11 protein-coding genes, 1 tRNA gene and 1 rRNA gene are annotated in these 13,148 nt (G+C 38.1%); 11 read left to right on the plus strand and 2 right to left on the minus strand.

Features of this window, described 5'->3' with window-relative positions; genetic code table 11:
* The first annotated feature begins 149 nt into the window (after positions 1–149).
* From EGX96_RS07050 to EGX96_RS07075, 6 genes are all read left to right on the plus strand, one after another.
* Complete coding sequence (locus tag EGX96_RS07050; protein ID WP_000402898.1) at positions 150–473, plus strand: PTS lactose/cellobiose transporter subunit IIA; 324 nt, start codon at positions 150–152, stop codon at positions 471–473.
* 16 nt (positions 474–489) lie between these two features.
* Positions 490–810 carry a PTS sugar transporter subunit IIB gene (locus EGX96_RS07055; protein ID WP_000590363.1) on the plus strand — a complete coding sequence of 107 codons (321 nt, stop codon included), beginning with the start codon at positions 490–492 and terminating at the stop codon, positions 808–810.
* 1 nt (position 811) lies between these two features.
* A complete protein-coding gene (locus tag EGX96_RS07060; protein WP_123957830.1) occupies positions 812–2,116 on the plus strand; it encodes a PTS sugar transporter subunit IIC in 1,305 nt (434 codons plus the stop codon).
* Between the two features lie 180 nt (positions 2,117–2,296).
* The gene (locus tag EGX96_RS07065; protein ID WP_000166134.1) at positions 2,297–4,753 is read left to right on the plus strand and encodes a glycyl radical protein; all 2,457 of its coding nucleotides are present in this window, start codon (positions 2,297–2,299) and stop codon (positions 4,751–4,753) included.
* A 9-nt stretch (positions 4,754–4,762) separates the two neighbouring features.
* On the plus strand, positions 4,763–5,431 hold the full coding sequence (locus tag EGX96_RS07070; protein WP_000394891.1) for a fructose-6-phosphate aldolase: 669 nt from the start codon (positions 4,763–4,765) through the stop codon (positions 5,429–5,431).
* Between the two features lie 67 nt (positions 5,432–5,498).
* A complete protein-coding gene (locus tag EGX96_RS07075) occupies positions 5,499–6,587 on the plus strand; it encodes a glycerol dehydrogenase (RefSeq protein ID WP_000862118.1) in 1,089 nt (362 codons plus the stop codon).
* Positions 6,588–6,738: 151 nt separating this feature from the next.
* Here the strand turns inward: EGX96_RS07075 and cysK are convergent, their stop codons facing one another.
* Positions 6,739–7,665 (minus strand): cysteine synthase A, encoded by a 927-nt coding sequence (gene cysK, locus EGX96_RS07080; protein ID WP_000036948.1) that lies wholly within the window; start codon positions 7,663–7,665, stop codon positions 6,739–6,741.
* 90 nt (positions 7,666–7,755) lie between these two features.
* Entirely contained in the window at positions 7,756–8,400 is a 645-nt protein-coding gene (locus EGX96_RS07085) for a YigZ family protein (protein WP_001108147.1), read from the minus strand.
* Positions 8,401–8,455: 55 nt separating this feature from the next.
* Between EGX96_RS07085 and EGX96_RS07090 the strand changes: the two genes are divergently transcribed.
* The 5 genes from EGX96_RS07090 to EGX96_RS07110 all read left to right on the plus strand — a co-directional run bounded on the left by EGX96_RS07090 (position 8,456) and on the right by EGX96_RS07110 (position 13,038).
* Positions 8,456–9,745 (plus strand): DEAD/DEAH box helicase, encoded by a 1,290-nt coding sequence (locus tag EGX96_RS07090; RefSeq protein ID WP_000432961.1) that lies wholly within the window; start codon positions 8,456–8,458, stop codon positions 9,743–9,745.
* Positions 9,745–10,410: a ComF family protein gene (locus EGX96_RS07095; RefSeq protein WP_000128297.1), complete on the plus strand. Its 666-nt coding sequence runs from the start codon at positions 9,745–9,747 to the stop codon at positions 10,408–10,410. The genes EGX96_RS07090 and EGX96_RS07095 overlap by 1 nt, the downstream gene beginning before the upstream one ends.
* A 76-nt stretch (positions 10,411–10,486) precedes the next feature.
* Positions 10,487–11,041: a ribosome hibernation-promoting factor, HPF/YfiA family gene (gene hpf / locus EGX96_RS07100; RefSeq protein WP_000599094.1), complete on the plus strand. Its 555-nt coding sequence runs from the start codon at positions 10,487–10,489 to the stop codon at positions 11,039–11,041.
* A gap of 323 nt (positions 11,042–11,364) precedes the next feature.
* Positions 11,365–12,912 (plus strand): 16S ribosomal RNA (locus EGX96_RS07105).
* A 53-nt stretch (positions 12,913–12,965) separates the two neighbouring features.
* A tRNA-Ala gene (locus tag EGX96_RS07110) sits at positions 12,966–13,038 on the plus strand.
* Positions 13,039–13,148 lie beyond the last annotated feature (110 nt).

Below are 13,148 nucleotides of genomic sequence, written 5' to 3' on the forward strand. Positions count from 1 at the left end.
AATAAGCACAAAGGTGCGCTATTGTCATAAAGGGCACAAAGTCTATTGACGATGATTAAGGGACATGTTACATTTGTTTTGCGAAAGAAAACTAGAACCTTTTGTAAGAAAGTTTAAACTTATAAAAAATCATTAAAGCGGAGGTGCTTATGGAAATCATAGTCGCAGACCAAATTATTATGGGGCTCATTTTGAATGCTGGGGATGCTAAACAACATATCTATCAAGCCTTAAAACTTGCAAAAGAAGGAAATTTTGCAGAAAGTAAGATTGAAATAGAACTAGCAGATAGTGCACTCCTAGAAGCTCATAATCTTCAAACACAATTCCTTGCACAAGAAGCAGGAGGGACAAGGACAGATATCTCAGCACTCTTTATTCATTCTCAGGATCATTTGATGACAAGTATTACTGAGATTAACTTGATTAAAGAAATTATTGATTTACGCCAGGAATTACATATTCAAAAATAAGTAAAGGGGATCAAATATGATAAAAATTGGTTTATTCTGTGCAGCAGGTTTTTCAACAGGTATGTTAGTAAACAATATGAAAATCGCAGCGGATAAAGAAGGGATAGAGGCACATATTGAAGCTTATTCACAAGGAAAAATTGCAGATTATGCTAAAGATTTAGATGTTGCATTACTTGGTCCACAAGTTAGCTATACTCTAGATAAATCAAAATCAATCTGTGATGAATACGGTGTACCGATAGCAGTTATTCCAATGGCAGATTATGGTATGTTGGATGGTGTAAAAGTTTTGAAACTTGCTTTGAGTTTATTGGAAACAAGAAAAGAGGCTTGATATGTCAAAGTTTGATAGTCAGAAAATAATTACTCCGATTATGAAGTTTGTCAATATGCGAGGGATTATTGCACTCAAAGATGGCATGCTAGCAATTCTACCACTAACAGTTGTTGGGAGTCTCTTTTTAATATTAGGGCAGCTTCCATTTAAAGGTCTTAATCAAGCCATAGCTAATGTTTTTGGACCAGAATGGACAGAACCATTTATGCAAGTTTATTCAGGAACTTTTGCGATTATGGGCTTGATTTCCTGTTTTGCAATTGCTTATGCTTATGCTAAAAATAGTAGTGTAGAACCGTTACCTGCTGGCGTTTTATCACTTTCGTCTTTCTTTATTTTAATGAAATCATCTTATATTCCTGTAAAAGGAGAAGCAATAGCGGATGCTATTTCTAAGGTTTGGTTTGGCGGTCAGGGGATTATTGGAGCAATTATTATTGGCTTAGTAGTTGGTGCTATCTATACATGGTTTATCCAACATCATATTGTTATAAAAATGCCAGAGCAAGTACCACAGGCAATAGCAAAACAATTTGAAGCTATGATTCCAGCTTTTGTTATCTTTCTTTTATCGATGATTGTTTATTTGATTGCTAAGGTAACAACTGGAGGTACCTTTATTGAGATGATTTATGATATCATTCAAGTACCGTTGCAAGGCTTAACAGGCTCACTTTATGGAGGAGCAATTGGGATTGCTTTCTTTATTTCATTCTTATGGTGGTTTGGTGTCCATGGCCAATCTGTGGTGAATGGTATTGTGACTGCTTTGTTACTATCCAATTTAGATGCCAATAAGTCTTTATTAGCAGCAAATCGCTTAACATTAGATAATGGCGCTCACATTGTAACACAGCAGTTTTTGGATAGTTTCTTGATTTTATCGGGCTCAGGAATAACTTTTGGACTAGTTATTGCGATGCTTTTTGCAGCAAAATCAAAACAATACAAGGCACTTGGGAAAGTGGCCGCTTTTCCCGCAATTTTCAATGTTAACGAGCCAATCGTCTTTGGCTTTCCAATCGTAATGAATCCTGTGATGTTTCTGCCTTTTATTTTAGTACCAGTTTTGGCAGCTTTAATTGTTTATGGAGCTATTGCGGTTGGTTTTATGCAACCATTCTCAGGTGTTACTTTACCATGGAGTACTCCAGCAATTATTTCTGGATTCATGGTAGGTGGTTGGCAAGGTGCACTCGTCCAAATAGTCATTTTAGCTATCTCAACTGCTGTTTACTTCCCATTCTTTAAAATCCAAGATAATATTACTTACAAAAATGAATGTGAAATGGAAAGGGGATAGCTAGCAGATAAGAGGTTGAGGTGTGTAATGCACCTTAACCTTTTTCTAAAAATGCACATTTGTGCAACTTTAGATGTAGCATTCTATTCTTTATTTTCTTCTTGTTATTTTAGGATTTAGGTGCTATTATATTTACGAAGAAAAACTTTTTAGTTTCGAAAGAAACAAGCGGAGGCTGTTATGACCAAACAATTACTCACTCAAAAATATACAAATGATGTTCAACAAAATTCTCAAAAGCATTTTGGCTATTTGACAGAGCGCATGTATTCTTATCGCGATAAGGTTCTTGATAAGAAACCATTCATAGATGCAGAACGTGCTATCTTGGTAACTGAAGCCTATCAAAAGCATCAGGAAAAACCTAATGTTTTAAAGAGAGCTTACATGTTGCAAAATATTTTGGAAAAAATGACAATCTATATTGACGATGAGACAATGATTGTCGGTAACCAAGCTTCATCTGATAAAGATGCTCCTATTTTTCCAGAATACACTCTAGAATTTGTTGTAAATGAACTAGACCTTTTTGAAAAACGAGATGGTGATGTCTTTTACATTACAGAAGAAACCAAAGAACAAATTAGAAATATTGCACCTTTCTGGGAAAATAATAATTTACGGGCTCGTGCGGGCGTTATGCTTCCAGAAGAAGTTCAAGTTTATATGGAGACAGGCTTCTTTGGGATGGAAGGTAAGATGAATTCTGGGGATGCTCACTTAGCTGTCAACTATCAGAAGTTACTAGAAGAAGGGCTTATTGGCTTTGAAAAAAAAGCAAGAAAAGCTAAAGCTGACTTAGATTTAACAAAGCCTGAGAGTATTGACAAATATCATTTCTATGATTCTATTTTAATTACAATAGAAGCTGTTAAAACCTATGCAGAGCGTTTTGCTATCCTAGCAAAAAAACAAGCTAAAACAGCAAATGCTAAGAGACGTCAGGAATTGTTAGATATCGCTAGTATTTGTGAACGAGTGCCCTATTACCCAGCTGAAACGTTTGCAGAAGCCGTTCAATCGGTTTGGTTTATTCAGTGTATTCTTCAAATAGAATCAAACGGTCATTCTCTATCTTATGGACGCTTTGATCAATACATGTATCCATATGTTAAATCTGACTTAGAAGCTGGACGTGAGACTGAGGATTCGATCGTTGAGCGCCTAACTAACCTATGGATTAAAACAATAACTATTAATAAGGTTCGTAGCCAAGCTCATACGTTTTCGTCTGCTGGTAGTCCTCTTTACCAAAATGTAACGATTGGAGGACAAACACGACATAAGGAAGATGCTGTTAATCCTTTATCATTTCTAGTACTAAAATCAGTCGCTCAGACACACTTACCACAGCCTAATCTAACGGTTCGTTATCATGCTAACCTAGACAAGTCATTCATGAATGAAGCTATTGAAGTTATGAAATTAGGCTTTGGTATGCCAGCTTTTAATAATGATGAAATTATTATTCCATCATTTATTAAAAAAGGAGTTTCCGAAGAAGATGCCTATGATTATTCAGCGATTGGTTGTGTCGAAACAGCAGTTCCTGGGAAATGGGGTTATCGTTGTACCGGCATGAGCTATATCAACTTCCCTAAAGTGTTATTAATTACAATGAATGACGGTATTGACCCGGCTTCTGGGAAGAGATTTGCGCCTTCTTATGGGCATTTCACCCAGATGACCTCATATAAAGAACTTAAAGAAGCTTGGGACAAAACACTTCGTTACTTAACTCGAATGAGCGTTATTGTTGAAAATGCTATTGATATTAGTCTCGAAAGAGAAGTACCTGATATTCTTTGTTCAGCTTTAACTGATGATTGTATTGGACGAGGTAAGCACTTAAAAGAAGGTGGTGCAGTATATGACTACATATCTGGTCTACAAGTTGGAATCGCTAATCTTTCAGACTCACTTGCTGCGCTTAAAAAATTAGTATTTGAAGAAAAACGCCTAACCACATTAGAAGTATGGCAAGCATTGCAGAGTGATTACGCAGGTCCGCGTGGTGAAGAAATTCGTCAAATGTTGATCAATGAAGCACCAAAATATGGAAATGATGATGACTACGCGGATAGTTTAGTACGTGAGTGTTATGATGTTTATGTTGAAGAAATTGCTAAATATCCCAACACACGCTATGGACGTGGACCAATCGGTGGTATTCGCTATTCAGGAACGTCCTCTATTTCAGCAAATGTAGGCCAAGGACGAGGTACTTTAGCAACTCCAGATGGTAGGCATGCAGGAACTCCATTAGCTGAAGGTTGTTCACCATCTCATAATATGGACAAAAAGGGACCTACCTCTGTTTTGAAATCAGTTTCGAAGTTACCAACTGATGAGATTGTCGGCGGTGTACTCCTTAACCAAAAAGTCAACCCTCAAACCTTGGCAAAAGAAGAAGATAAACAAAAATTAATTGCCTTACTTAGAACATTCTTCAATCGCCTTCATGGTTACCATATCCAGTATAATGTTGTCTCACGTGAGACTTTGATTGATGCTCAGAAGCACCCTGAAAAACACCGCGATTTGATTGTGCGTGTAGCAGGTTATTCTGCATTCTTTAATGTCCTATCTAAGGCAACTCAAGATGATATTATTGCACGTACAGAACATGCTCTTTAGGAGATTATTATGGAATTTTTACTTGACACTTTAAATTTAGAAGCTATAAAAAAATGGCATCATATACTGCCACTAGCAGGTGTAACTTCAAATCCCACCATTGCTAAGAAAGAAGGAGATATACATTTTTTCCAACGCATTCGTGATGTTCGAGAAATTATTGGACGTGAAGCAAGTTTGCATGTTCAAGTAGTGGCCAAAGATTATCAAGGAATATTGGATGATGCTGCTAAAATACGCCAAGAAACGGACGATGACATTTATATCAAAGTCCCAGTTACGCCAGATGGATTAGCAGCAATTAAAACGTTAAAAGCAGAAGGTTATAATATTACAGCCACAGCAATATACACCAGTATGCAAGGTCTTTTGGCTATATCAGCTGGAGCAGACTACCTAGCACCTTACTTTAACCGAATGGAGAACCTTGATATTGATGCGACACAAGTTATTAAGGAATTAGCGCAAGCAATAGAGCGGACAGGTTCTTCTAGCAAAATTTTAGCAGCTAGTTTTAAAAACGCTTCACAAGTAACGAAGGCCTTATCACAGGGTGCTCAATCAATCACCGCGGGACCAGATATTTTTGAATCAGTCTTTGCGATGCCATCTATTGCAAAAGCTGTTAACGACTTTGCAGATGATTGGAAAGCCAGTCAACACTCAGAACATATTTAACAGAGAACGCCAACTTTTGAGGCTGTATCTTTAACATAAAATTTTTTAAAGAAGAAAGAGGTTGAGAATGAAAGTTTTCGCAAGTCCATCGCGCTATATACAAGGAAAGGATGCTTTATTCCAAAGTATTGAACATATCAAATCTTTAGGTCAGACTCCACTTATCCTTTGTGATGATGTTGTTTATAATATCGTTGGAGAAAGGTTTTTATCTTATCTACAAGACGATTTGTTACCACATCGTGTTTCCTTTAACGGAGAAGCATCTGATAATGAAATCAATCGTGTCGTTGCTGTTGCGAAAGAAAAGAATAGTGACCTTATTATTGGACTTGGTGGTGGAAAAACTATTGACTCTGCAAAGGCAATTGCAGATAAAGTTAATTTACCAGTGGTCATTGCACCAACAGTAGCTTCAACAGATGCCCCAACATCAGCGTTATCAGTAATCTATACAGATGAAGGAGCTTTTGAAAAATATATTTTTTATTCAAAGAATCCAGACTTAGTTTTAGTTGATACTCAAGTAATTGCCCAAGCGCCAAAACGTTTACTAGCTTCTGGGATAGCAGATGGCTTAGCTACTTGGGTTGAAGCGAGAGCAGTCTTACAAAAAAATGGGATAGCGATGGCTGGCGGTAGACAGACTTTAGCGGGCGTGGCAATTGCCCAAGCATGTGAGCGTACTTTATTTAATGATAGTTTACAAGCTTTAGCGGCTTGTGATGCCAAAGTGGTTACAAAAGCTTTAGAAAATGTTATTGAAGCTAATACCTTACTTAGTGGTTTAGGTTTTGAAAGTGCAGGATTAGCTGCAGCTCATGCTATTCATAATGGTTTTACTGCCTTGAGTGGAGATATTCATCACTTAACCCATGGTGAAAAAGTTGCCTATGGAACGTTGACGCAACTTTTCCTCGAAAATAGACCAAAGGAAGAAATTGATCGCTACATTAATCTTTACCAAGCGATTGGAATGCCAACTACACTTGCAGAACTCCATTTGGGTGATGCAACATATGAAGAACTTTTAAAAGTTGGTCAGCAAGCAACAATTGAAGGTGAAACAATACATGAAATGCCATTCAAAATTAGTGCAGAGGATGTCGCTGCAGCCCTGTTAACGGTTGACCGTTATGTTTCAAATCATCAATAAAAACAATAGAACCAAGTGAAATTGCTTGGTTCTATTTGTCGTTTTAATATTTTAACTAAATAGGGCTTACTAGTATTTAAAGAGATATAAACTAAAAAAGATCAGACAACATATCTAATCTTTTTTAGTTATCGTTTACTGAAGATTAAAGTTATTCAAAATCATACAGGCTTGTTGATAAGTAACGTTCGCCATTATCAGGGAGAAGAGCTAAAACCTTTTTCCCTTTTCCTAGTTGTTTGGCCACTTCAATAGCAGCATAAATAGCAGCTGAAGCAGAAATTCCTGCGAGGAAACCTTCTAGTCCGCCGATGATACGTCCTGTTTCAATAGCATCGTCAGATGTAACGCGAATGATATGATCATAAGAATCTGTAGCCAATGTTTCTGGAATGAAACCTGCAGAAATCCCTTGTATTTTATGAGGCCCAGGTTGCTCACCAGAAAGGATTGCAGATTCATCAGCTTCTACAGCATAAATAGCGACATCAGGATTGACTTTTTTTAATGCACGAGAGACACCAGTAATTGTCCCACCAGTTCCCACACCTGCGATAAAAGCATCTAAACCTTTTTCACCAAAAGTCTCGATAATTTCCCTACCAGTCGTTTTTTCGTGGATTTCTGGATTGGCTTGATTATTAAATTGCAGGGGTAGCCAAGCATTTTGCTCTGCAGAAATTTCTTTTGCCTTAGCAATAGCTCCCTTCATCCCTTCACTACCAGGTGTTAGTACTAATTGAGCACCATAGGCTTGAATGATTTTACGACGTTCAATTGACATGGTTTCTGGCATAACAATAATAACATTATACCCTTTAGCTTTTCCTACCCAAGCCAAACCGATACCTGTATTACCAGATGTAGGTTCTACGATTGTATCTCCGGCTTTAAGAATCCCTTTTTGCTCTGCATCTTCAATCATAGCTAGAGCGATACGATCTTTGACAGATGAACCTGGGTTAAAGGATTCTAACTTAACGTACACCTCTGCAGCTCCTTCTGGAACAATATGATGTAATTGAATAATGGGTGTATTTCCGATTAAGTCTGTAATAGAATTATAAATTTTTGACATAAGCTATACCTCTTCATGATATTGGTTAAGAATATTATAAAACTCACATTGATTAAAGTAAAATATCAATTCTTTATCAAGTGATAGCTATTATTTATCGGTTTCAGCCTTAAAGGGAATTTCAACAATTTGACTCCCTTCTTCAGTTAACAAAGCTTTTCCTTGGTAGAACTCTGTCAAATTAGTTATTGTGTGTTCAAATTCCTTAGGGTCAACGTATATTTTACAGGTTACAGCTTCTAAAAATTCTGTTTCAAACTCCTGAAGGTGGTGCTCTTTTAGGAAGTTGTCAAAAGTTTGATATTGAGGATAAGTTAATTGAATACGAATACCAATTTGTTCTTTAACTTCTACTACCCCGATCTCTTTGATGGTATTAGCTACGCTACCAGAGTAGGCACGAATAAGCCCCCCTGCGCCTAATTTGATACCTCCAAAATACCGTGTAACGACGGCAACAACATTTGTCAGGCCTTGCTTTTCAAGTACGGTTAGCATAGGGATACCTGCTGTACCACTAGGTTCTCCATCATCACTAGATCGTTTTATATCCCCTTTTTCGCCAATAACCATAGCTGAACACGAATGATTGGCTTTGTAGTGCGCTTTCTTGATTTGCGTAATATAATTACGCCCCTCCTCTTCGGACTCTACTCGCTTTAGATGACAAATAAATCGCGATTTTTTAATTTCTTCTTCGACAATTCCGTCTGATTTTATCGTTTTATAGTTCATAGAGAAATTCTACAAAAATTCTTCAAATTTAGCAAAAAAATCCGAATGAAATAATATGGAAAATTATTTAGGTAGGCTTTGGACAAAAGCACAATTATCTGAGCAACTTAGAAAAATTGCAATTAGCTTGCCATCTTTTATAAAGAAAGGAAGCGACTATATTTGTACCCGATGCTCTAGTTCTGTTGCTAAAAATTGCCAATTACCAACTGGAAATTATTATTGTAGAGAATGTATAGTTTTTGGAAGAGTTACTAGTAATGAAAATTTATATTATTTCCCACAAAAAACATTTTCTAAAACGAATTCTTTAAAATGGAAAGGGGAACTGACACCTTATCAAAATGAGGTTTCAGAAGAGTTGTTGAAAGGTATTTCAAGTAAGGAAAATCTTCTTGTTCATGCTGTGACAGGGGCTGGTAAAACAGAAATGATATACCACTCTGTCGCCAAAGTAATTGATACTGGAGGAAGCGTTTGTATTGCCAGTCCTAGAATTGATGTTTGTTTAGAATTGTATAAGCGACTTTCAAACGATTTTAGATGTGCCATAACATTAATGCATGGAGAATCTCCTTCTTATCAGAGATCCCCTTTAACTATTGCCACAACACATCAATTGTTAAAATTTTATCATGCTTTTGATTTGCTAATTGTTGATGAAGTTGATGCTTTTCCGTATGTCGACAACCCGATACTATACCAGGGTGTAAAACAGGCCTTAAAGGAAAACGGAACAAGTATTTTTCTGACTGCAACTTCAACGACTGAGTTAGAAAGAAAAGTTGCAAGAAAAGAACTAAAAAAATTGCATCTAGCTAGGAGATTTCATGCCAATCCGTTAGTGATACCCGAGATGGTTTGGGTAAGTGGTATCCAGAAAAGCTTGCAGACACAAAAACTACCTCCCAAATTATATCAGTTGATAAATAAACAGCGACAAACGAGATATCCTTTGTTATTATTTTTCCCCCATATTTCAGAAGGTCAGGTATTCACCGAAATTTTAAGACAAGCCTTTCCTATGGAAAAAATTGGTTTTGTTTCAAGTAAGAGCACATCTAGGTTAAAGTTAGTGCAAGATTTTCGAGATAACAAATTGTCTATCCTAGTGTCAACTACCATTCTAGAGAGAGGAGTAACTTTCCCTAGCGTCGACGTTTTTGTTATACAAGCAAATCATCATTTGTTTACGAAAAGTTCCTTGGTACAAATTTCAGGAAGAGTTGGAAGAGCATTAGAAAGGCCCGAAGGGCTCCTTTACTTCCTTCATGATGGGAAAAGTAAATCGATGCACCAAGCTATAAAGGAGATTAAAAACATGAATCATATAGGAGGATTTTAATGACTTGTTTGTTATGTCATGAAATAGATTTATCGCAATTAACTTTTGTGGAACTTATGCTTCTAAAACCAAAGCAAAACGTAATTTGTCAAACGTGCAAGGGTAGTTTTGAAGCACTTAGTAGGGAGATGGGTTGCCAAACATGTTGCAAGCAAATTCCCCAAAAACAATGTCAAGATTGTATTTATTGGGGTAAAAAAGGTATAGAGGTAAATCATTTTTCCCTTTATAGATACAATGAAGCAATGAAAAAATATTTTTCTCTTTTTAAATTTCAAGGGGATTATTTGTTGAAAGATGTTTTTACAAAAGAAATAAAAGCTGCTCTAAAAAAGTATAAGGGCTACACTATAGTGCCAGTTCCCTTGAGTCATGAAGGATACCAAAATAGGCAATTTAATCAAGTGATTGCTTTTCTACAATCGGCAAATATACCTTACAAAAATATTCTTTCTAAAAAAGATGGAGGTAAGCAATCGGCTAATAATAAAGAAGAAAGACTCAAACAAGTTCAGCAATTTACATTAAAAAATGAGGCTGAGTTAGGGGACAACCTTTTAATTGTTGATGATATTTATACAACAGGCGCAACAATAGCACAAATCAGGAAACTATTAGAAGAAAAAGGTATAAAAAATATAAAAAGTTTTTCATTAGCACGCTAAAATCTTGCAAATTTTCATGAAAGCGGTTATAATAAGAGTATAGAAAGCGTTAACAACGCAAGAAAGAGGTACTCATATGATTAAATACAGTATTCGTGGTGAAAACATCGAAGTAACAGAAGCTATTCGTGAGTATGTTGAGACCAAACTCTCTAAAGTTGAAAAATACTTTAATGAAGCACAAGAATTAGATACTAGAGTCAACCTCAAAGTATACAGAGAGAAGACCGCAAAAGTTGAAGTAACAATCTTAATAGATTCTATTACTTTACGAGCAGAAGATGTTTCACAAGATATGTATGGGTCAATTGACTTAGTTGTTGATAAAATTGAGCGTCAAATTCGTAAAAATAAAACTAAAATTGCGAAAAAATATCGTGAAAAGATTCCAGCAAGTCAAGTTTTCACAACAGAATTTGAGGCTGAGCCAGATGAAGAAGCAGTAAGCCAAAGAATTGTACGTACTAAGAATGTTAATCTAAAACCAATGGATGTTGAGGAAGCATTGTTGCAAATGGAACTTTTAGGTCATGATTTCTTTATCTATACAGATGCAGAAGATAATACGACAAATGTCCTTTACAAGCGTGAAGATGGCGAACTAGGTTTAATTGAAGCTAAAGGAAATTAACTTTGTAACATAATTTAAAAAATCTCAGGGTTTTCTCTGAGATTTTTTTAAAACCTATTGACAACAAATAAAAAATTATAGTATACTAAATGAGTTCTTAAGCGAACCTAATATTGTATTATCATTTTATAAACAACTTAAAAAAAGTAGTTGACAAAGCAGAATAAGTTTGCTAGAATATAGAAGTTGTCTCAAGAGAGGCAAAGACCTTTGAAAACTGAACAAGACGAACGAATGTGCAGGGTGGATTTACATTGTAAATCCGTCAATGACAAAAAAACAATAAATCTGTCAGCGAGACAGAAAAGAGCAAAGCTCAAACTTTTAATGAGAGTTTGATCCTGGCTCAGGACGAACGCTGGCGGCGTGCCTAATACATGCAAGTAGAACGCTGAGGTTTGGTGTTTACACTAGACTGATGAGTTGCGAACGGGTGAGTAACGCGTAGGTAACCTGCCTCATAGCGGGGATAACTATTGGAAACGATAGCTAATACCGCATAAGAGTAATTAACACATGTTAGTTATTTAAAAGGAGCAATTGCTTCACTGTGAGATGGACCTGCGTTGTATTAGCTAGTTGGTGAGGTAAAGGCTCACCAAGGCGACGATACATAGCCGACCTGAGAGGGTGATCGGCCACACTGGGACTGAGACACGGCCCAGACTCCTACGGGAGGCAGCAGTAGGGAATCTTCGGCAATGGACGGAAGTCTGACCGAGCAACGCCGCGTGAGTGAAGAAGGTTTTCGGATCGTAAAGCTCTGTTGTTAGAGAAGAACGTTGGTAGGAGTGGAAAATCTACCAAGTGACGGTAACTAACCAGAAAGGGACGGCTAACTACGTGCCAGCAGCCGCGGTAATACGTAGGTCCCGAGCGTTGTCCGGATTTATTGGGCGTAAAGCGAGCGCAGGCGGTTCTTTAAGTCTGAAGTTAAAGGCAGTGGCTTAACCATTGTACGCTTTGGAAACTGGAGGACTTGAGTGCAGAAGGGGAGAGTGGAATTCCATGTGTAGCGGTGAAATGCGTAGATATATGGAGGAACACCGGTGGCGAAAGCGGCTCTCTGGTCTGTAACTGACGCTGAGGCTCGAAAGCGTGGGGAGCAAACAGGATTAGATACCCTGGTAGTCCACGCCGTAAACGATGAGTGCTAGGTGTTAGGCCCTTTCCGGGGCTTAGTGCCGCAGCTAACGCATTAAGCACTCCGCCTGGGGAGTACGACCGCAAGGTTGAAACTCAAAGGAATTGACGGGGGCCCGCACAAGCGGTGGAGCATGTGGTTTAATTCGAAGCAACGCGAAGAACCTTACCAGGTCTTGACATCCTTCTGACCGGCCTAGAGATAGGCTTTCTCTTCGGAGCAGAAGTGACAGGTGGTGCATGGTTGTCGTCAGCTCGTGTCGTGAGATGTTGGGTTAAGTCCCGCAACGAGCGCAACCCCTATTGTTAGTTGCCATCATTAAGTTGGGCACTCTAGCGAGACTGCCGGTAATAAACCGGAGGAAGGTGGGGATGACGTCAAATCATCATGCCCCTTATGACCTGGGCTACACACGTGCTACAATGGTTGGTACAACGAGTCGCAAGCCGGTGACGGCAAGCTAATCTCTTAAAGCCAATCTCAGTTCGGATTGTAGGCTGCAACTCGCCTACATGAAGTCGGAATCGCTAGTAATCGCGGATCAGCACGCCGCGGTGAATACGTTCCCGGGCCTTGTACACACCGCCCGTCACACCACGAGAGTTTGTAACACCCGAAGTCGGTGAGGTAACCTTTTAGGAGCCAGCCGCCTAAGGTGGGATAGATGATTGGGGTGAAGTCGTAACAAGGTAGCCGTATCGGAAGGTGCGGCTGGATCACCTCCTTTCTAAGGATAAGGAACCTGCCATTTGCGTCTTGTTTAGTTTTGAGAGGTCTTGTGGGGCCTTAGCTCAGCTGGGAGAGCGCCTGCTTTGCACGCAGGAGGTCAGCGGTTCGATCCCGCTAGGCTCCATTGAATCGAAAGGTTCAAATTGTTCATTGAAAATTGAATATCTATATCAAATTCCACGATCTAGAAATAGATTGTAGAAAGTAACAAGAAATAAACCGAAAACGCTGTGA

It is taken from the genome of Streptococcus sp. FDAARGOS_520, assembly GCF_003812685.1.
In the GTDB taxonomy this organism is placed as follows: domain Bacteria; phylum Bacillota; class Bacilli; order Lactobacillales; family Streptococcaceae; genus Streptococcus; species Streptococcus agalactiae.